The organism is Sphingomonas sp. QA11 (assembly GCF_028473665.1).
In the GTDB taxonomy this organism is placed as follows: Bacteria; Pseudomonadota; Alphaproteobacteria; order Sphingomonadales; family Sphingomonadaceae; genus Sphingomonas; species Sphingomonas phytovorans.
Window position 1 is genome coordinate 4,169,139 of sequence record NZ_CP098774.1, and the last position, 18,466, is coordinate 4,187,604.

The following is an 18,466-nucleotide window of genomic DNA, read 5'->3' on the forward strand; positions in this document are numbered from 1 at the left end:
TCCCTCCTCAAGCTGCAGGGTGCGGAGCGGCTTCACCGCCCACCCCCTGATTCTCCTCACGCCTGACCTTGCGGCCATCGGCCATCCCAAGGATGACCCTGGAGATGGCCGGAAGTACCAGCAAAGTAAGGATGGTGGCAGCGATCAGTCCGCCGATGACGGTCGTGGCAAGCGGCTTCTGGACCTCGGCGCCGGTACCCGTGGCAAGCGCCATGGGCACGAAGCCGATGGCGGGGACGAAGCCGGTCATGATCACCGCCCGCATCTTTTCCGCCATGCCTTGCCTGATCGCCTCGGGCGATGCGACGCCTGCCTCGAGACGCTCGCGGATCGCCGTCATGACCACGAGGCCGTTGAGCACCGCGACGCCGGCAAGGCAGATGAAGCCGACGGCCGCCGACACCGAAAAGGCGATCCCGGTCATGACGAGGGTGAACACCCCGCCCGCCAGGCCAAGCGGAACGGCGAGGAAAACCGCCGCCGCCCGGGCAACGCCGCCGAGCGCCATGTAGAGCAGACCGAAGATGATCGCGAAGCAGATTGGGACCACGATCGACAGGCGCCGGGATGCCGCCTGCAGATTCTGGAACTGTCCACCCCATTCCAGATAATAGCCGGCCGGCAGCGTCACCTGCCCCACGTTGGCCATTGCCTCATCGACGAACGACCCGGCATCGCGGTCCCGCAGGTTCATCTGGATCACGACGCGGCGCTTGCCGTTCTCCCGGGTGATCTGGTTGAGTCCATCGGTGAAGCGGATCTGGGCGACCTGCGCCAGCGGGATCGATCGTCGTGTCGAGCCTTCCGCCTGCGGCAGAAGCACAGGAAGCGCCAGCACATCGTCGAGATTGACGCGGGTGGTTTCGGGAACGCGCACGGCAATCTCGTAGCGGCGGTCGCCTTCGAACAGCAGGCCGGACTCGCGCCCGCCCATCGCCGCCGCGACGGTATCCGCCACTTCCTTCACGGTCAGCCCGTAGCGAGCGATCGCCGAGCGATCGAACCGGACGTCAAGCGTGGGCGCGCCGCCAGTCTGATCCGCCTTGACGCTCGCCGCGCCCGGAATGCCCTGGAGCACACGGACGATCTCGTTGGCCGAGGCCGACATCCTGTCAAGATCGTCGCCATAGAGCTTGATCGCGACGTCACCGCGCACACCGGCGATCAGTTCGTTAAAACGCAGCTGGATCGGCTGGCTGACTTCGAACAGGTTACCGATTTGGCCACTGGCCGCCTTTTCGATGCGCGCCAGTACTTGCTCCTTCTTCGTCACTCCCGCAGGCCATTGGTCCTGTGGCTTCAGAATGACGAACGCATCCGAGACGTTCGGCGGCATCGGGTCGGTCGCGACCTCCGCCGTGCCCGTCTTCGAAAACATCAGTTCCACTTCGGGGAGCTTGCGCACCGCTTCCTCGACCTTGAGCTGCATCACGAGCGACTGGCCGAGACTGACCGAGGGCACGCGCGTCGAGGCGAGCGCGACATTCTTCTCGTCGAGTTGGGGGATGAACTCCGATCCGAGCAGACCGAAGGCGGGAATGGCCAACAGGAAAAAGGCCAGTCCACCGCCGATGAACGGCCAGGGCCGCGCGATCGCCATGTCGAGAAGCGGCAGATACCGCTCCTTGGACTTGCGAATAAGCCAGCCTTCCTTCTCGGCCACCTTGCCGCGAATGAACAGTGCAACGAGCGCCGGGACAAGCGTGATCGCGAGGATGAACGCCGCACCCAGAGCCAGCATGATGGTGATGGCCATCGGCGAGAAGGTCTTGCCCTCCACCCCGGTGAACATCAGCAGCGGCGCGAAGGCCAGCAGAATGATCGCCTGTCCGAAGACGGTAGGTCTGATCATCTCCTGCGATGCCCGCATCGTCTCCTCGAGCCGCTCGCGCAGGATGAGCAGCCTGCCCTCATGCTCCTGCCGGTGTGCCAGGCGCGCCAGACAATTCTCGATGATGATGACGGCACCATCGACGATGAGGCCGAAATCAAGCGCACCGAGGCTCATCAGGTTACCGGGCACGCCGAACGCCCGCATCCCCATTGCCATCATCAGGAAAGAGAAGGGAATGACGAGCACGGCAATGATCGCCGCTCGCCAGTTGCCGAGCAGCAGGAACAGGGCGGCCGCGACGAGCAGCGCACCTTCGGTCAGGTTGCGTTCGACCGTCGAGACGGTCGCATTGTCCAGCTTGGCGCGATCAAGCACCACCTGCACCTTGATGCCCGGCGGCAGGGTCTTCGCCACCTGCCCGAGCTTGTCGCCCACCGCCTTGGCGACGACGCGGCTATTCTCGCCGATCAGCATCAGCGCGGTGCCGACCACCGCCTCGTCGCCATTCATAGTGGCGGCACCGGTGCGCAGGTCGCCGCCGACCTTCACATTGGCGATCTGACCGACGGTCACCGGCATGCCGCCGCGAGTCGCGGCGACGGCGTTGCGAATCTCCTCTACCGAACGGATTCGAGCGTCCGCGCGAACCAGATAGGCCTCGCCGGCGCGGTTGAAGAAATTGGCGCCAACCGCGACATTGGCATTTTCCAGCGCCTCGCCGAGTTCGCTGTACGAGATACCGTAGTTGGACAACTTCACCGGGTCGGGCTCGACGACGAAGGTCTTGGCATAGCCCCCGATCGAGTCGATGCCGGCGACACCGGAGACGGTTCTCAGCTGCGGGCGGATGATCCAGTCCTGGACTGTCCGCAAATAGCCGGCCTTGGCGATCTCGTCGGTCAAGCGCTCGCCTTCGGGCGTCAGATAGCTGCCGTCCGATTGCCAGCCGGGTTGGCCGTCGACTTTCTTCGCGCCCTTGCCGTCAGGATTCGCATAGCCGACCGTGTACATGACGACCTCGCCGAGGCCGGTGGTGACCGGGCCGATTTGCGGCTGGACGCCCTGGGGCAGGTTTTCCTGCGCCTGGGTCAACCGCTCGCCGACCTGCTGACGGGCGAAATAGAGATCTGTGGAATCCGAGAAGATCGCCGTGACTTGGCTGAACCCGTTGCGGGACAAGGAACGTGTCGTCTCAAGCCCGGGGATACCGGCCAGCGCTGTCTCGATCGGGTAGGTGACCAGCTTTTCCATCTCGACCGGGGAAAGCCCGCGGTCGGTCGTGTTGATCTGCACCTGCTTGTTGGTGATGTCCGGAACGGCGTCGATCGGCAGCTTCATCAGCTGCCAGACGCCGACGCCTGCTACGCCCAGGAAGAGAAAGAGGACTGCCCAGCGTGCACGCACGGACAGCGCGATGAGGTTCGCTATCATCGCTTATTCCTCCTCACCCGCGCCCTTGCCGAGCTCGGCTTTGAGCAGGAATGCGTTGCGCGTCGCGACGCTCTGGCTGGCCTGAAGGCCCGACAGGATCTCGACGCGGCCTGCGCTGCGCTGACCGAGGCGGACGGTGACCGCGCGGAAGCCCTGGGGGGTTCGCACGAAGACGACGTCCCTTCCTTCCAGCGACTGGACGGCATCCTCAGGCACGACGATCGCCTTGCTCACATTGCCGGGCGCGGGCATGAGCCGCACCCGCACTGCAAGGCCGGGCTGAAGGCCCGCGGGCACGTTCAGCACCGCGGTCGCGGAACGCGTCGCGCCGCTGAGCGTCGGCGTGACGGCGCGGACGCTGGCATCGACCGTGCGCCCATCGGGTAGTTCGACGATCGCCCTGTCGCCCGGCGAAACACGCCGGGCATCGGCCGGGGCGATCGCTGCCTCGATCTGGATCCTGCTCGGATCGGCAACCCGGTACAGTTCGGTTTCCGGCTGGACGAACGCGCCCAGCGTCACCGCCTCGGCGGCGATCTTGCCGGAGATCGGGCTGGCGACGATCACGCCGCGTCCGTCCCGCGTGACATTGGCGGCACCGGCGGCCACCTGGGCGCGCCGCGCTTCCGCCATTGCCGTGGCGGCCGCGGCCTGGGCCTGTTCGAGTTCGACCTTGGCCGAAACGCGCTCCTTGTAGAGATATTGCTCGCGGGCGAGCGCCTTCTGCGCCTGGACGACCCTGGCGTTCGCGACCGATCGGTCGGCGGCGATCTGAGCTGCATCCCGGCTCTCGACGATCGCCAGCGCCTCACCGGCGCGAACCGGGTCACCGAGCCGTTTGAACACGCGGGTCACCGCGCCACCGGCGCGCGCCGTCACGATCGCCTCGCCCGACGGAGGATGGGAGACGGTCGCCTGGGCCATGATCTCCACACCGAGCCCGCCTTCCTTGATCGTCTCGACGGCGATGCCGGCCTGCCGGATCGCGTTTTCCGCCATGGCCACGCTGTCGGTCGGCACTTCGGCAGGCTTTCCCTTTTTCGGAATCCCGGCCCCGGGGGGAGTTGCCGATTCGCCCGACCATTGGCCGATGCCATAGCCGCCGACCGCCGCGATCAGCGCAACGCCGGCCGCGCCACCGAGGAGGCGCATTGTATCGTTCGTCATTGATTGTCTCCGGAAGAAGCGGGCGCGGGCGCGATCAGGCGCGCCAGCCGGGCCTCGGCATCATGATATTGGGCGAGTGCATCGACGGCGGCGTCGCGGGTCTCGGCGAGAGTCCGCTCGGCATCGAGCAGCACGAGCTGGTCGAACTTGCCCTGGCCGTAGCCGAGACGGGCGATGCGGGCGGCCTCCATTGCCGCCGCGAGCGCCGGCCCGGAAGCCCGGACGCTGGCCGCCGCATTGTCCCGGTCCCGCTGGACGATTGCGATGTCCTGCTCGGCGTCGAGCTTTATTGCCCGCCGCCGCGCCCCGGCCTGATTGAGTTCGGCATTTGCCTGCGAGACCGAGGCGCGCCCGTTGTTGAAGAACGGTAACGGTACTGAGATGCCAAGCACCGCTGCGGTGCCACCGGTCGCCGAGAACCGCCGCGCACCTGCGCTGAGCGTCAGATCAGGCACACGCTGGCTGCGCGCGAGCCGGACATTGGCGCCGGCGATCAGCAGGTCGGCGCTCGCCGCTGCATAGGCCAGCGTGCCCTCCCCCGTCGGCCGCATTTCCGGGCCAACGGCACGGACGCGATCGAACCAGGCCTGGTCGAGGGGCCCCGCAAGAGGCTGTCCGAGCAGCAATGCCAGATTGTCGCGGGCGACCTGGAAGCCGCGCTCGGCGCGCTCCAGTCCGGTTTGCGCGTTGATCTGGGCAACCGAGGTGCGCTGCTCGTCGATCGGCGAACTCTCGCCGACCATCACCCGATCCCTGGCAACCCGCAGCGACTCATTGGCGATGCGCAGCTGATCCCGCGCGATGATAAGGCGGCGGTCAGCCGCGACTGCCTCGATATAGGCCTGGGTGACACGCAGCCGAACATCGGCACGCGTGATCGCCGCTTCCAGTTCCGCACGCCCGATTCGCGCGTCCGCGACGCCGATTCGCGCACCGCGCTTGCCGCCCAGCTCGAGCGGCATCGAGAAGGTAACCGTAGTCTCGGCCTGGTCGAACCCGCGATAGGGTCCGCTGCCGACGACATTTTCGGACTGCGCGGAAACCGACGGGTTGGGCCTGAGACCAGCCACCGTCCGGCCCGCTTCAGCCGCGCGGATGCCCGCGGTCGCGGCCGTCGCTTGAGGAGAGGAGACACCCGCTTGAGCGAGCGCCGAATCCAGGGTGAGGACCTCACCCGCCTCTACGGGCGGTGAAGTCTGCGCCTGCGCCACACCGGCACAGGACGCCGCGGCGAGCAACGCCGCGACAAATCGATGCATCTATGAAACTCCTGACAAACCAGACGAGTCCCGCGCGGCTCAGGGCCGGCGGGCGTTTGGCAGTCAGGCTTGTGGAGGGCGCAGCGCGGGGTCGACGGTTGCCGCAGGCAGGAGATAGCTCTTGCCCGGAGATGGAAGAGCCTGGGACGCGAGGCTCACGACCGGCCCGTCATTGTCGGATTGCGGGGCCACCTGGTGGCCGTGGCAGGCGCCATGATGGTGGGGATAGCCGTTGTCGCTGTCCGCCGGCACCTGGTCGCCATCGCCGTCGACATGGCCCAGAATCTGGGTCGAGCTCGAGTCCATGCACGCAAGGTCTTCATTGGCGTGCACCATCGATGCCGCAAAGAGCGACATTGTCATCATGCAGAGTACAAGAAGGGTCCACACTGCGCGCATTGAGCGTTAGTTAGCAGCTATCCGGCTTTGATCCAAGCGCCGGCCATGAACCGCGAAGCACGTGAAAAAGGCCGGACAGAGGTGTGCGCGAATTCAAGCGATCCGCAAATACGTAATCAGCAGCAGATTTCTGCGGTTCTTCCTGCCCTCCCCGGTTCGAGGAGGTTCGCTAAAGATCGAAATCTGGCGGAGACGGAGGGATTCGAACCCTCGGTACGAGTAAACCCCGTACGGCGGTTTAGCAAACCGCTGGTTTCAGCCACTCACCCACGTCTCCGGCCTGGCGGCGAAGGGCGGCTATAGCGAGGGGTTTGGCTGCGATCAACCGGCCTCTCGCATGTCGTCCAGCCCGAATTCGACTCGGGTCGTCGCGCGGTTCATTGTGGGGCAAGCCGCAGACGGGCAACACCGATCCATTAAGCGCGCTGGGGGAGTATTACGGATGCGCAAGACCCTTCTGATTCTGTTGCTGGTGGCGACCGCCATCGGCGTCGGTCCCGCGCCCTCGATTGCCCAGGTGCGTACAATCGATCCCAATGAGGCCATCGACAGCGACTTGCAGCGCCGCCAGACTCCGCCGCCGCCCGCGCCGGAGCGGAACACGGCGGTGTCGCCCGACACCCAGCCACGGTACAATGACACACCGGTCGAATCGGGATCGCAGCAATATCCGCCCTATGACCCGAGCAACCCCAACACGCCCGCCCCCGGCTACCAGCCCGTGCCCCCGGCCCAGGGTGGTACCGCGCTGACCGAAGCCAATGCCGACGCGGCGCAAGGCTCGACATTCAGGCGCGAGGAACTGCTCAGCGCCGCGGAAGGCACCTTCGGCAAGGGCGCATCGGGCCTCGCTGGCATCCTGGAGCGGACTCTGAAGGAACAGGGCGAGCCCAACGCCTATATCTCCGGCCGCGAAGCCTCCGGTGCGCTGGTCGTCGGGTTGCGGTACGGCAGCGGCACGATGTTCCATAAGATCGAGGGGCAGATGCCGATCTACTGGACCGGGCCGTCAGTCGGCTTCGATCTGGGCGGCGACGCGAACAAGGTATTCGTGCTGGTCTACAATCTCCACGATTCGGAGGAACTGTTCCGGCGTTTCCCGGCGGGCGAAGGCCGGCTCTATTTCGTCGGCGGTTTCGCCGCGACTTATCTTCGCCGTGGCAATATCGTGGTGATCCCGATCCGCCTCGGGGTCGGCTGGCGGCAGGGCGTGAACGTCGGTTACATGAAGTTCAGCCACAAATCGAAATGGCTGCCCTTCTGAGCGCTGCTGTCACTGCGCGAAATTGCGCATCATGAAATAGAGGCGGTTCACGTGCTTCGAGAAATCGAAGCTCGTGTCCTCCATCAACAGGCCGATCGCGCGGGAAACTCGCGACGATTCACCGCTATAGGCTAGCGACCAGCCGGCAAAATCCCGCCTGGCCCGGCCGCCGAGATCAACCAGCCTGATGTCGCGGTGGCGCTGGTCGCGCTGGATGCTGGCCATCAACTGAGCCAGATGCGCCTCGGGGCCTTCGAGGATCTGCGCAAAGCTGCCCGGCGTCGCGACGAGCGCGCCCGTCACGTCGAGCGAGGCGTTGCGCGGCCGGGAAATGGCGACGATGTCCTGCACGTGCATCGCGCCGTCATCGGCGCCATGGCAACGCGTGCTGACATACAGCAGCGACTGATCCATCCGGTCAGCCGAATTCCACCGCCTCGAAGCGAATCGGTTCGCCTCGCGCCGCGCTCGCCAGCGTACCGTCCCACATCACTCGTTGGCCGCGCACGACCGTGCCGATCGGCCGGCCGGTCAGCGTCATGCCGGTGAAAGGGGACCAGCCGCTGCGCGAGGCGAGCCAGCTCTCCTCAATGGTCCAGCGCGCCTTCAGGTCGACGATGCTGAAATCGGCATCATAGCCGATCGCGATCCGGCCCTTGCCGACGATGCCGAACACGCGCTGCGGCCCGGCGCTGGTCAGGTCAATCACCCGGGCGAGCGTCGTGCGCCCTTCGGCGACATGGTTGAGCATCAGTGGCAGCATCGTCTGCACGCCGGGCATGCCACTGGGGCTATCGGGATAGGGCTTGCCCTTTTCCTCCAGCGTATGCGGCGCATGATCCGATCCGAGGATATCGGGCACTCCCTGTTGCAGCCAGTGCCACAGCCCGTCGCGATGCGTGCCCGACCGGATCGGCGGGTTCATCTGCGCGAGGGTGCCGAGCCGGGGATAGGCCTCCTCGCCGGCCAGGGTGAGATGCTGCGGCGTCACCTCGCAGGTGGCGATGTCCTTGTGCCGGCCGAGCAGTTCGAGCTCAGCCGGTGTGGTCACATGCAGCACATGGATACGGCGGCCACTGTCGCGCGCCAGCTTCAGGATACGCTTCGTCGCGAGCAGCGCGCTCTCGTCGTCGCGCCACACCGGGTGGGAAGAAGGGTCGCCCGGAACGCGTTCGTCGGCGCGCGCGTTCATCCGCGCCTCGTCCTCGGCATGAATCGCGACGCGGCGATGGCCCGAGGCGAGCACTTCGGCCAGCGAAGAATCTTCGGCGACGAGCAGGTCCCCAGTCGAGGCGCCCATGAAGATCTTGACCCCGGCAGTGCCCGGCAGGCGCTCAAGCTCGGCCAGCGCAGCCGCATTGTGGTTGGTCGCGCCGACATAGAAGGCATGGTCGCACCACATGCGATGGTGCGCGCGGGTGAGCTTGTCCTGGATCGCCTCCGCGCTGTCGGTGTTGGGCTTCGTATTCGGCATCTCGAACACCGCGGTCACGCCGCCGAGCACCGCCGCACGACTGCCGCTTTCGAGATCCTCCTTGTGGACCAGCCCCGGCTCGCGAAAATGGACCTGGGTATCGATTACCCCGGGCAGGATATCGAGCCCGGTACAGTCGATCGTCTCACCGGCATCGCCTGCCGCGCCGATGGCGACGATCCGGCCACCCAGTACCCCGATATCGGCGCGCACTGGGCCGGCTGGGGTGTGGACGGTCCCGCCCGTCAGCTTCAGGTCATATGTCGCTGTCACGATCTTCTCCGGCTCTTCCGCTTGCCCGGCGGACCTCCTACCTGTTCGCCATGAGCGAAACCACCCCGCATGCCACAATGCTCGCCGATCGCGCGCTGATCCGTATCGCCGGCGAGGATGTCCGCAGCTTCCTGCAAGGCTTGGTGACTCAGGACGTCGCGACGCTTGAAGCATCGGCGCCGCGCTGGTCGGCCCTGCTGACGGCGCAAGGCAAGGCGCTGTTCGATTTTCTGCTCTGGGCCGACGACGACTCAGTCCTGGTCGATTGCGAGGCCGAGGCCGCCGACGCGCTCGCCCGGCGCCTGATGATCTATCGCCTGCGCCGCCCGATCACGATCGAGCGCGTTGCCGGTGCGGTGCACTGGTCGATCGACGGCGACCGCGGCATAGCCGACCCACGCCTTGCCGAACTCGGCCGGCGCTGGCTCGGCGCGCCCGGCGAGGCCGCGACCGGATGGACAGCGCATCGCCTGTCGCTCGGTGTTACAGAGGGCCTTGCCGAGCTTGGATCGGACAAGACCCTGTGGCTCGAAGCCAATGCCCGCGAGTTGAACGGCGTGAGCTTCACGAAGGGCTGTTATGTCGGCCAGGAGAACACCGCGCGGATGCATCACCGCGCCAAGGTCAATCGCCGTCTGGTGGTCGCGCCGATCGCCGAACCCGGCGACCGCACGCGGACGGCCTACCCCGATCTCGGGTTGATGGTAGAGTTGCGGCGAATCGAGGCACTGGGTGACGCGATCACGCCGCCCTGGTTGCGGACGGCGCTGCTTTCATAAACCAGTCCCGGCGCGGAAACTGGAGCAAGCAGATTTCGCGCTGCCGTTGCCTGATTGCCAGAGAGGAACCCGATGACCTTTTCGCTTCACGCCGCCACCATTCCTTCCCAGCTACAGATGCTCGGCGCCTTGGCTGGCCTGATCGGCAAGGCCGAAGCTTTTTGCACCGAACGGGGCCTCGCCCCCGACGACATCATCCAGGCGCGCCTCGCCGAGGATATGCTGCCTTTCGCCTATCAAGTGAAATCGACCGCGGTGCATTCCCTCGGTGCGATCGAAGGCGTTCGCCGGGGCAGCTTCTCGCCCGACCTGTCGACGCCACCGGGAGACTTTGCGGGGCTCACCGCACGGATTTCGGAAACGATCGCTGCGTTGCGCGCGATCGACCCCGTCGAGGTCGACGGTTTTATCGGCCGCGACATGCGCTTCTCTGCTGGCGAGCGCCAGATCGACTTCGCCGCTGAGGAGTTCCTGCTCTCCTTCTCGCAGCCCAATTTCTATTTTCACACCGCGACGGCATACGACATCCTGCGCTGGAAGGGCGTGCCCCTCGCCAAGCGCGATTTCATGGGCAGGCCGCGCACAAAGGCATGATCCGGCGCCGGTGATTGGCCCCCCGGACGGGGGAAAAGACTATCGCCCGATCGAGCTGTAGGCGAAGCCGGCCCTCTCCACCTCGGCCGGACGATAGACGTTGCGCAGATCGACCATCACCTTGCCGTTCATGGTGGTAGCCAGGCGGCCAAGGTCGAGCGCGCGATAGATATCCCATTCAGTCACGATCACGACCGCGTCGGCGCCTGCTGCTGCCTCATAGGCATCACCGCAATAGGTCACGGAAGGCATCATCGCCTTTGCGATATCCATGCCTTCGGGATCATGCGCGCGAACCGTCGCGCCGGCATCGAGCAGGCTCTGCACGATCGCCAGGCTCGGCGCGTCGCGCATGTCGTCGGTGTTTGGCTTGAAGGTCAGGCCGAGGATTGCGACCGTCTTCCCCTTACCCTCGCCACCCAGCGCCTTGATCACCTTGCGGCCCATGGCGCGCTTGCGGTTGTCGTTGACCTGGACCACCGCCTCCACGATGCGCACCGGCGTTTCGTAATCCTCTGACGTCTTGAGCAGTGCCAGCGTATCCTTGGGGAAGCACGAGCCGCCATAGCCCGGGCCGGCGTGGAGGAATTTCGAACCAATCCGGTTGTCGAGGCCGATGCCGCGCGACACGTCCTGGACGTTCGCGCCGACAGCCTCACACAGATCGGCGATCTCGTTGATGAAAGTGATCTTCGTCGCGAGGAATGCGTTCGCCGCATATTTGATCAGTTCGGACGTACGACGGCCGGTGAACAGGATCGGGCTCTCGTTGAGATAGAGCGGGCGATAGATGTCACGCATCACCTGCTGCGCGCGCGCGTCCTCGGTGCCGACGACGATTCGGTCGGGCCGCTTGAAATCGCCGATCGCTGCGCCTTCGCGCAGGAATTCGGGATTGGAGACCACAGCGATCTCATAGTCGCCGGCCGCTTCCTTCATGATCTCCTCGACCTTGTCGCCGGTGCCGACGGGTACGGTCGATTTGGTGACGATCACGATCGGGCCGTCGATCGCTGCTGCGATCTCGCGCGATGCCTCGAACACATAGGTCAGGTCGGCGTGACCATCGCCGCGTCGCGACGGCGTGCCGACAGCGATGAACACGGCGTCGGCGCCGGAAACGGCCGACTTCAGATCTGTGGTGAAGCTCAGCCGGCCGGCGGCGACATTGGTCGCCACCAGCGTATCGAGCCCGGGCTCGAAGATCGGCATCTTGCCGGCCTCAAGCGCGGCGATCTTGTTCGCGTCCTTGTCGACGCAGATCACGTCGTGGCCGAAATCCGAGAAGCAGGCGCCCGATACCAGACCAACATAGCCCGAACCGATCATCGTTATCCGCATGCCTGGTACCCTGTTTCATATGTGGATGGCGCCGCTGCCGGCCCGCGTCCTCTAGCCTACCAAAGGGCGATTGCCACCCCTGACGGCGCAGACGGCAGGACAAACACGGTCAGGCCAAAGAAATTGTCGGCGCATCGCCAGTGCGCCGAGCGGCAATCAGCCGACATCAAGCGAATTAATGTCGGATCGGCCATTGATTGCTGTCGTCATGCTGCTCGCACAAACGAAAAGGGAGACCGGCGACGCCGATCTCCCCTCGTTTCTTCGAACTCAAACTCCGGACTTAGTTGCCCGAACCAGGTCCGTAGGTAACTTCCACGCGGCGGTTCTGAACCTCGCGAACACCGTCGGCGGTCTGGACGCGCGGACGGCTTTCGCCGAACGCTTCCGTCGAGATCACACCCTCAGGGATCGAGTGCGCGGACATGTAAGCCTTCACCGAGTCAGCACGACGCTGCGAGAGGCCCACATTGTACTTGGGCGAACCCGAACGGTCGGCGTGACCGGCCAGCATGACCTGCGCATTGCCGCAGTTCTGGTACTGGGTGATCGCGTTGTCGAGGATCGACGACGCGTCCGGCGTGACGTCCGACTTATCCCATTCGAAGAACACGATGAACGGCCCAGGCGAGCAGACCGGGGGTGCCACGACCGGAACCGGCTCCGGCGGAGGCGGCGGGGGAGGCGGCGGCGGGGGAGGCGGCGGAGGCGGCGGCGGTGCCGGCGGCTCGCCGAAGTTGTAGGTCAGACCGCCCAGGATGCTGTGCGACCGGTAACGACCGTCGAACGCGCGACCCGAAACGTCGACCAGCTTGAGGTTGGCGGCGTTGAAGAAGCGATACTTCAGCGTCGCATCGAGATGGCTGGTCAGCGGCGCGCGGATACCGGCTAGGCCCTGCCAAGCGAAGACGGTGTCCGAATCGTCGAGGAAGTTGCTGAGCGTGTTCAGGCCAACCTTGGTCTTCACGCGGGCGACACCGACACCACCGCCGATAAAGCCCTGGATGCCGTCATCTGGACCGAAATCGAGCAAGCCGTTCAGCATGAAGCTGAGTGCCGTCGTCCGACCGCCAGCATAGTTATAGGTGCCAGCCGGAGCGTTGATCGGCACGTTCTGGAGATTGCGGATCGGTGTGGTCGTGGTCGAAGAATAGGTATCGACCGTCGAGTTCTTGTAGCCGACTTCGGTTTCGACCCGGAACGCACCGAAATCGTAACCGATCACGCCGTCAACATCGTACCCGTAGTGGTGGTCGATCTTGGCAGCATCGGAAAGCGCGCCGATATCAAAATTCGAATCTTCGACGAGCAGCGCACCACCTTCAACACCCACATACCACGAATTGTCGCGGGCCAGGGCAGGTGAGGCGAGAGCGGTGGAGGCAAGCGCCATAGCAACGGCAAGCTTCCGCATAAAAATCCCCTTTCTCAGTTGTCACTCGGACAGCGCAAACTCCCTACCCAAAGGATGGTTTCCGCGCAAGCGAACAAATTCTGCGGCCTGTTGCCCAAGCGCAACAGCTTTGGTTCCTTCTTGCAGCATTGAACAGCCCCTCGTCAGGCGCCTGGACAAAGATCGCGGCGATCGTCGGCGCGTGATGACGAGCCCCCACCCGTTCGCGCTGCACCGCAGCGATATCCCAATCTGGCTGGAGACCCGGGAGTGAGGCGGAGCGGCGTCCCCCGGCCCCGTCCGCACGATCTACCATCGGAAAGCACGCAATTGCGCAGATCGTTGGCCCCGCACGGTCCGTACAATCCGACGATTCGAGCATGGTTTCGCAGCCGTCGACGCTCCTGGCGCTCGCTCTCGCAACGTCGTTGCGCAGCAGGCATCCGAGGGCGACAAGTTCGACCAAACGACAATCGACTCTGAACTACGCACCGCTACGTAATGCGGCAGATGCGAAGAGAAAAATGAAGCCGTTGTGGGACAAATTTATGGGACCACCGCGGCTACTGTGTCGATGGAGCGCCGGATTTTCCGGAAGTGGCTGTAATGTCCCACATGATTCGCGCGAACGAATCGTCGGACTGGCAGATCGTGAGATCGCTGGATCGGCCCCGATGCCGGGTCATTCCGGCGGGCCACCGTCATTCGGAACCGGCCGCCTGGATATTGGCAGCCTGCTTGCCCTTCGGCCCTTCGATCACCTCGAACGATACGCGCTGCCCTTCGGCGAGCGTCTTGAAACCGGGCATGTTGATGCCCGAGAAATGGACGAACAGATCCTCTCCGCCGTCATCCGGGGTCAGGAAGCCGAAACCCTTCGCGTCGTTGAACCATTTTACCGTTCCGGTCGCCATGGCTTCTCTCCTCTTCGTCCGCGAGCCTATGCCAGGGCCGCCCCCCTTCCAAGTCAATTATGTTTCGGATGAGTAACAACTATCCCCGACGTGACAATAACGGCTGTCCAGGGTGAACCTTGGCGAACGGAGGAGTCCCCGACGTCAGAGCCGGGTCGCCAGCCAGATGACGTGGCGTGCGCCGCGTCCACCCCTGGCCTTCACGACCACCTCCTCCACCGAAAATCCCGCCGTTTCCAGCCGCCGCACGAAAGGGGCGTCGGGCGCGGCGGACCAGACGGCGAGCAGGCCCCCGGGGCTGAGCGCCAGGCGCGCTGCGCCGAGCCCGGCCGCGCTGTAGAGCCGGTCATTGCTGCGCCGCGTCAGGCCGTCCGGACCATTGTCGACATCAAGCAGGATCGCATCCCAGCCGCCGCGCACGCCGACGATCTGCGCCGCGACATCCTCCTCGACGACAACCGTCCGGGGATCCTCAAGGCATCCGCCGAAGATCGACGCCATCGGCCCCCGCGCCCAGGCGACGACCGCCGGCACCAGTTCAGCCACCGTCACCGCCGAATCCGCGCCGAGCCGGCCGAGCGCGGCGCGAAGCGTGAAGCCCATGCCCAATCCGCCGACCAGCAGGCGCGCCGCCGCCCTGCCGGCCAGGCGATCGCAGGCTAGGGTGGCAAGCGCTTCTTCCGATCCTGAAACGCGGCTGTTCATCAACTCGTTGGCGCCGAGCATGATCGAGAATTCGTCACCGCGACGGAACAGTCGCAGCACGTCGCCTCCGGGGATCTCGGCCGCATCGATCAATATCCGGGGAACCATGGCTGTTCTTTCGTCCTGCGACGTCACCGGACTCCTGCAAAAAGCGGGCGGGACGGGGGTTGGCGGCGGCGGCGATTGCACTACGCTATCGTGATGAGCGAGTCATGCACACATCTGGCTGGTATCCGCGACGTGACGCCAAGCGCCGACGGATGCGAGGAATGCCTGAAGACGGGCGACTGGTGGGTCCATCTGCGCCTGTGCCGAACCTGCGGCCATGTCGGCTGCTGCGACGATTCGCCCAACCGGCATGCCACCGCGCATTTCCACGCGACCGGCCATCCGGTCATCGAAGGCTATGACCCGCCCGAGGGCTGGGGCTGGTGCTATGTCGACGAGGTGGATTTCGACCTGTCGGACCGGATGACCCCTCATCCGCGACCGATCCCCCGTTTCGTCTGAAAACCGTAGCGGCACGGAATCGAAATGATTCCGCGCCGCTATGGTTAAGCATGACAGGACAATAGAGGCGCCGGATCAGCGGCACTTCACCTGCTGGTTGTTCTGGTCGATCGACTTGCCGGCCACGCCGCCGACGATCGCGCCCAGGATCGTGCCCACGCCGCGCGAATGCCCGCCGTCAATCACATTCCCCAGGATGCCGCCGCCGATCGCGCCAACGATCAGGCCGGTCGTGCCGTCATTACGCTTGCAATAATAGCGTCCGTCAGTGCCGCGATACACACGGTCGTCGGCGGTCAGGACGCGCTCCTGATAATTGGCCCCGCCGCGATAATAGCGTGACGGATCATAGCCGCCTTCGTCCCGATCGTCATTGTAATAGCCGTCGGGGCCACCCGGACCCCGATCATAACCGCCGCCGCGACGATAGTTGCGCGCTTGCTGATAACGGTCGAATTCCTGCTGGAAGACGCGCAGTTCGTTCTGGAACCGCTGTTGCGCCTGCTGGAAACGGGAATCGTCCTGTGCCGTCTGCGCGAGGCCCGGCGTGGCAATTGCCAGGCAACTCGTGGCCGCAATGACGGCGATCCTGGTTAAGCGACTCATGATACTCTCCTGGTGACGTTACGTAGGCAGAACGAATGATGCCGCCGAACGTTGCGCGGACGCAATCGCCAACGGCGTCATAAGGGGACGACAATGCCGCCGCACCCGTCAGCGACAGACGCGCACGCGGTGGCCATAGCGCCAGATCGTCCGGCAATGGCGGTTCCAGCCATAATGGCGGCGGCCATAGTGGCGACGGTCATAGCCATTGTGCCGGCCGCGATCGTAGTGGCGACGATCCCGATATCCGCCGCGGTCGCGATGCCCGTCGCGATAGCCATCGCGATCATGGTTCCGGTTCTGCGCGACGGCAGCCGTGCTGACGCCCATAGACGCGACGGCCAGGCCGGCGGCGGCGAGCATGATAGAGATTTTCATGACAACTCCTCTCTTGCCCATCCATTGGGCGATGAGGAGAAGTACGCCTCAGTTCGAGCATGGTTGCTGAACATGGTTGTCGGCTTAGGTACAGGTTCGCGCGATCGGAGAGGCTATCCGATCGCCTCGACCACCCCGGCCCAGGCCGCAATCTCGGCATCGAAATGCCGAGCAACCGTCAGGTCGCCCGCAAGCCCGCGCTCCCAGTCGACCTCGACCGACCCTTCCCATTCGAAGGTGGCGTTGCCTGACAGGCGGACCATGCCGTCGCTTTCCGCCTGCGCCCGGACCAGCCCGCCGCGGTTGAACACGGTGAGTTCAGCCCCGAATGCCGCGCGGCCGGTCAGGCAGGCGGCGAAGGTGGAGGCAGCCATCGCGCTGCCGCAGCTGTCGGTCAGGCCGACACCGCGCTCGAACGTGCGGACGAACAGCCCGCCGGGACGCGCTTCGACATAGGAGACATTCGCGCGATTCGGCAGCCAGCCAGGTGCCGCCTCGCAAACCTCGCCCACCGCGACCAGTTCAGCTTCGTCGACCGTGTCGACGAAGGTCACCAGATGCGGGTTGGGCATCGCCACCGCGGTGAAACTGCGTTCGGTCGGCAGCAACGCGACCGGCTGCTGGACGATCTCATGCGCGTCGATGCCGAGCGGCCAGCGCGTCACATCGAGATCGGCCGGCCCGGCCGTTTCGCGGATCGTCACCACGCCCGGCGCGATATCGGCATCGCGCGCGGCCTCGGCGGCGCTCGTCTTCAGGCGGACCAGCGCCCGGTCGATCCCCTGTCGTTCGAACCCCAGCCGCGCGACACACCGCAAGCCGTTCAGGCAGGTCTCCGCCTCGCTGCCATCCGAATTGAACATCCGCATGCCGAAGGCGTGGATCTTGTCGCCCGGCGTCAGCAGCAGCAACCCGTCGCCGCCGACCGCCCCGCGCCGGTCAGCCAGAGCACGCGCCACGCCCGCCCAGACCGAATCGTCAAGCAGGATGTCGCGCGCATCGATCAGGGGAAAATCATTGCCCGAGCCGTGGCATTTGATGAAGTCGAACCGCATGGGTCGCCTCCTAGCCGAAAATACCGGCCTGCTCCACCATCAGCGCCAATGACCAACGCCCCGCAAGGTCCGAAACGAGGGCTCGACAAGATCAAGCGAAACGATTCCATCCATTCCGGCTTGGCGATAAGGCAATCGCCATGGATATGCTCACTGCCTTCGGCCTTTTCGCCGTCACGGGAATGCTGGTCTGCTACGCGTTCGACGCGCGGTCGCACTGGTGGGGCCTTGGCTTTGCCCTGTTCTGCCTGCTCGGGTCGGCCTATGGCTTCCTGCAGGGCGCGTGGCCGTTCGGGCTGGTCGAGGGCATCTGGGCCATCGTCGCTGCCCGGCGCTGGTGGGCGCGCCAGACGCCGGCCTGACAGCGGAGAACCGTGAGAGCCGTCATGCCACCCGCGCGATGAACGCCTGCTCCGCCGCAACGATCGGCGCGAAGCTCGGCCGCGCCAGGATGGCACGCACATAGGCAGCCGTTTTCGGCCAGTGCGCCGGATCGATCGGGCAGCCGACATGGGCGAGGTTCACGAACGGGCTGGCCACCGCGATGTCGGCCAGGGTGATACGATCCTCGACCAGGAAGCCGCTCGCCGGAATCTGCCCTTCCAGATAGTCGAGCAGGGGTGGCAATTCAGTGGTGACCGCAGCCTCGGCCACCGCCTCGTCGCCCGGCTGCTTCAATACCCTGGGCGAGACGAAGCGATTGAAGAACACCTTGCCCGCCATCGCGAACAGGATCGTATCGGTGAATTCCTCGAACCAGATGGTCCGCGCTCGCTCGATCGGCGTGGCCGGGATCAGGTTCGGCTCCGGGAATTTCGCGTCCAGATAGGTGATGATCGCGGTCGAATCCGAAATGCAGAAATCGCTGCCATTGTCAGCGCCGGGATCGCGAAAGCCCGGCATCTTGCCGAACGGGCTGCATTCCTCGAACGCCGGCCCGCCCCGGCCCATGCCGGCGGGCGACAATTCGAGCGAGATTCCCTTCTCGGTACCGAAGGCGAGCACCTTGCGCACGAACGGCGACATGCTCGATCCATAGACGATCATCGGATATTCTTTCTTTCTCGGTCCGTTTGTCGAATGCCGGCAC

At 65.1% G+C, this 18,466-nt stretch carries 19 protein-coding genes and 1 tRNA gene; 5 read left to right on the forward strand and 15 right to left on the reverse strand.

The window, feature by feature from the left end; translation table 11 throughout:
• Window positions 1–7 precede the first annotated feature (7 nt).
• From NDN01_RS19210 to NDN01_RS19230, 5 genes are all read right to left on the reverse strand, one after another.
• Complete coding sequence (locus tag NDN01_RS19210) at window positions 8–3,265, reverse strand: efflux RND transporter permease subunit (RefSeq protein WP_272623359.1); 3,258 nt, start codon at window positions 3,263–3,265, stop codon at window positions 8–10.
• A gap of 3 nt (window positions 3,266–3,268) precedes the next feature.
• Window positions 3,269–4,432, reverse strand: a complete 1,164-nt coding sequence (locus tag NDN01_RS19215; protein WP_272623360.1) for an efflux RND transporter periplasmic adaptor subunit — start codon at window positions 4,430–4,432, stop codon at window positions 3,269–3,271.
• Window positions 4,429–5,691: a TolC family protein gene (locus NDN01_RS19220; RefSeq protein ID WP_272623362.1), complete on the reverse strand. Its 1,263-nt coding sequence runs from the start codon at window positions 5,689–5,691 to the stop codon at window positions 4,429–4,431. The genes NDN01_RS19215 and NDN01_RS19220 overlap by 4 nt, the downstream gene beginning before the upstream one ends.
• A gap of 63 nt (window positions 5,692–5,754) precedes the next feature.
• Window positions 5,755–6,057, reverse strand: coding sequence for a hypothetical protein (locus tag NDN01_RS19225; RefSeq protein WP_272623364.1), 303 nt, complete (start codon window positions 6,055–6,057; stop codon window positions 5,755–5,757).
• Window positions 6,058–6,274: 217 nt separating this feature from the next.
• Window positions 6,275–6,367 (reverse strand) — tRNA-Ser (locus tag NDN01_RS19230).
• A 165-nt stretch (window positions 6,368–6,532) separates the two neighbouring features.
• Here NDN01_RS19230 and NDN01_RS19235 point away from each other — a divergent pair.
• Entirely contained in the window at window positions 6,533–7,354 is an 822-nt protein-coding gene (locus NDN01_RS19235) for a DUF1134 domain-containing protein (protein ID WP_272623366.1), read from the forward strand.
• Window positions 7,355–7,363: 9 nt separating this feature from the next.
• Here the strand turns inward: NDN01_RS19235 and NDN01_RS19240 are convergent, their stop codons facing one another.
• Both NDN01_RS19240 and NDN01_RS19245 read right to left on the reverse strand, forming a co-directional pair.
• Window positions 7,364–7,768, reverse strand: coding sequence for a BLUF domain-containing protein (locus NDN01_RS19240; RefSeq protein WP_272623368.1), 405 nt, complete (start codon window positions 7,766–7,768; stop codon window positions 7,364–7,366).
• 4 nt (window positions 7,769–7,772) lie between these two features.
• Window positions 7,773–9,101 (reverse strand): dihydroorotase, encoded by a 1,329-nt coding sequence (locus NDN01_RS19245; RefSeq protein WP_272623370.1) that lies wholly within the window; start codon window positions 9,099–9,101, stop codon window positions 7,773–7,775.
• Window positions 9,102–9,151: 50 nt separating this feature from the next.
• On the opposite strand from NDN01_RS19245, the gene ygfZ reads away from it, so the two are divergent.
• Both ygfZ and NDN01_RS19255 read left to right on the forward strand, forming a co-directional pair.
• Window positions 9,152–9,880, forward strand: coding sequence for a CAF17-like 4Fe-4S cluster assembly/insertion protein YgfZ (ygfZ, locus tag NDN01_RS19250; protein WP_272623372.1), 729 nt, complete (start codon window positions 9,152–9,154; stop codon window positions 9,878–9,880).
• A gap of 72 nt (window positions 9,881–9,952) precedes the next feature.
• Window positions 9,953–10,474: a DUF1993 domain-containing protein gene (locus NDN01_RS19255; protein ID WP_272623373.1), complete on the forward strand. Its 522-nt coding sequence runs from the start codon at window positions 9,953–9,955 to the stop codon at window positions 10,472–10,474.
• 39 nt (window positions 10,475–10,513) lie between these two features.
• Here the strand turns inward: NDN01_RS19255 and NDN01_RS19260 are convergent, their stop codons facing one another.
• The 4 genes from NDN01_RS19260 to NDN01_RS19275 form a co-directional block, all read right to left on the reverse strand.
• Window positions 10,514–11,815 (reverse strand): UDP-glucose dehydrogenase family protein, encoded by a 1,302-nt coding sequence (locus NDN01_RS19260; RefSeq protein WP_272623375.1) that lies wholly within the window; start codon window positions 11,813–11,815, stop codon window positions 10,514–10,516.
• 283 nt (window positions 11,816–12,098) lie between these two features.
• The gene (locus NDN01_RS19265) at window positions 12,099–13,229 is read right to left on the reverse strand and encodes an OmpA family protein (protein WP_272623376.1); all 1,131 of its coding nucleotides are present in this window, start codon (window positions 13,227–13,229) and stop codon (window positions 12,099–12,101) included.
• A 680-nt stretch (window positions 13,230–13,909) separates the two neighbouring features.
• Window positions 13,910–14,122 (reverse strand): cold-shock protein, encoded by a 213-nt coding sequence (locus NDN01_RS19270; RefSeq protein ID WP_272623378.1) that lies wholly within the window; start codon window positions 14,120–14,122, stop codon window positions 13,910–13,912.
• 144 nt (window positions 14,123–14,266) lie between these two features.
• Window positions 14,267–14,935 (reverse strand): hypothetical protein, encoded by a 669-nt coding sequence (locus NDN01_RS19275; RefSeq protein WP_272623380.1) that lies wholly within the window; start codon window positions 14,933–14,935, stop codon window positions 14,267–14,269.
• A gap of 93 nt (window positions 14,936–15,028) precedes the next feature.
• Here NDN01_RS19275 and NDN01_RS19280 point away from each other — a divergent pair, with 93 nt between their 5' ends.
• Window positions 15,029–15,337 carry a UBP-type zinc finger domain-containing protein gene (locus NDN01_RS19280; RefSeq protein ID WP_272623382.1) on the forward strand — a complete coding sequence of 103 codons (309 nt, stop codon included), beginning with the start codon at window positions 15,029–15,031 and terminating at the stop codon, window positions 15,335–15,337.
• A gap of 75 nt (window positions 15,338–15,412) precedes the next feature.
• Here NDN01_RS19280 and NDN01_RS19285 read toward each other — a convergent pair whose 3' ends face one another.
• The 3 genes from NDN01_RS19285 to dapF all read right to left on the reverse strand — a co-directional run bounded on the left by NDN01_RS19285 (window position 15,413) and on the right by dapF (window position 17,376).
• Window positions 15,413–15,943 carry a glycine zipper 2TM domain-containing protein gene (locus NDN01_RS19285; protein ID WP_272623383.1) on the reverse strand — a complete coding sequence of 177 codons (531 nt, stop codon included), beginning with the start codon at window positions 15,941–15,943 and terminating at the stop codon, window positions 15,413–15,415.
• A 108-nt stretch (window positions 15,944–16,051) separates the two neighbouring features.
• Entirely contained in the window at window positions 16,052–16,321 is a 270-nt protein-coding gene (locus tag NDN01_RS19290) for a hypothetical protein (RefSeq protein ID WP_272623385.1), read from the reverse strand.
• Window positions 16,322–16,434: 113 nt separating this feature from the next.
• On the reverse strand, window positions 16,435–17,376 hold the full coding sequence (gene dapF, locus NDN01_RS19295) for a diaminopimelate epimerase (protein WP_272623387.1): 942 nt from the start codon (window positions 17,374–17,376) through the stop codon (window positions 16,435–16,437).
• Window positions 17,377–17,516: 140 nt separating this feature from the next.
• Between dapF and NDN01_RS19300 the strand changes: the two genes are divergently transcribed.
• Window positions 17,517–17,738: a hypothetical protein gene (locus tag NDN01_RS19300; RefSeq protein WP_272623388.1), complete on the forward strand. Its 222-nt coding sequence runs from the start codon at window positions 17,517–17,519 to the stop codon at window positions 17,736–17,738.
• A gap of 22 nt (window positions 17,739–17,760) precedes the next feature.
• On the opposite strand, the gene NDN01_RS19305 is transcribed toward NDN01_RS19300, so the two are convergent.
• A complete protein-coding gene (locus NDN01_RS19305; protein ID WP_272623390.1) occupies window positions 17,761–18,423 on the reverse strand; it encodes a glutathione S-transferase family protein in 663 nt (220 codons plus the stop codon).
• Window positions 18,424–18,466: the final 43 nt, after the last annotated feature.

Coding starts and splice junctions, on each gene's coding strand:
- NDN01_RS19210 (WP_272623359.1), bottom strand. CDS start 3,265: ATGATAGCGAACCTCATCGCGCTGTCCGTGCGTGCACGCTGGGCAGTC.
- NDN01_RS19215 (WP_272623360.1), bottom strand. CDS start 4,432: ATGACGAACGATACAATGCGCCTCCTCGGTGGCGCGGCCGGCGTTGCG.
- NDN01_RS19220 (WP_272623362.1), bottom strand. CDS start 5,691: ATGCATCGATTTGTCGCGGCGTTGCTCGCCGCGGCGTCCTGTGCCGGT.
- NDN01_RS19225 (WP_272623364.1), bottom strand. CDS start 6,057: ATGATGACAATGTCGCTCTTTGCGGCATCGATGGTGCACGCCAATGAA.
- NDN01_RS19235 (WP_272623366.1), top strand. CDS start 6,533: ATGCGCAAGACCCTTCTGATTCTGTTGCTGGTGGCGACCGCCATCGGC.
- NDN01_RS19240 (WP_272623368.1), bottom strand. CDS start 7,768: ATGGATCAGTCGCTGCTGTATGTCAGCACGCGTTGCCATGGCGCCGAT.
- ygfZ (WP_272623372.1), top strand. CDS start 9,152: ATGAGCGAAACCACCCCGCATGCCACAATGCTCGCCGATCGCGCGCTG.
- NDN01_RS19255 (WP_272623373.1), top strand. CDS start 9,953: ATGACCTTTTCGCTTCACGCCGCCACCATTCCTTCCCAGCTACAGATG.
- NDN01_RS19260 (WP_272623375.1), bottom strand. CDS start 11,815: ATGCGGATAACGATGATCGGTTCGGGCTATGTTGGTCTGGTATCGGGC.
- NDN01_RS19265 (WP_272623376.1), bottom strand. CDS start 13,229: ATGCGGAAGCTTGCCGTTGCTATGGCGCTTGCCTCCACCGCTCTCGCC.
- NDN01_RS19270 (WP_272623378.1), bottom strand. CDS start 14,122: ATGGCGACCGGAACGGTAAAATGGTTCAACGACGCGAAGGGTTTCGGC.
- NDN01_RS19275 (WP_272623380.1), bottom strand. CDS start 14,935: ATGGTTCCCCGGATATTGATCGATGCGGCCGAGATCCCCGGAGGCGAC.
- NDN01_RS19280 (WP_272623382.1), top strand. CDS start 15,029: ATGAGCGAGTCATGCACACATCTGGCTGGTATCCGCGACGTGACGCCA.
- NDN01_RS19285 (WP_272623383.1), bottom strand. CDS start 15,943: ATGAGTCGCTTAACCAGGATCGCCGTCATTGCGGCCACGAGTTGCCTG.
- NDN01_RS19290 (WP_272623385.1), bottom strand. CDS start 16,321: ATGAAAATCTCTATCATGCTCGCCGCCGCCGGCCTGGCCGTCGCGTCT.
- dapF (WP_272623387.1), bottom strand. CDS start 17,376: ATGCGGTTCGACTTCATCAAATGCCACGGCTCGGGCAATGATTTTCCC.
- NDN01_RS19300 (WP_272623388.1), top strand. CDS start 17,517: ATGGATATGCTCACTGCCTTCGGCCTTTTCGCCGTCACGGGAATGCTG.
- NDN01_RS19305 (WP_272623390.1), bottom strand. CDS start 18,423: ATGATCGTCTATGGATCGAGCATGTCGCCGTTCGTGCGCAAGGTGCTC.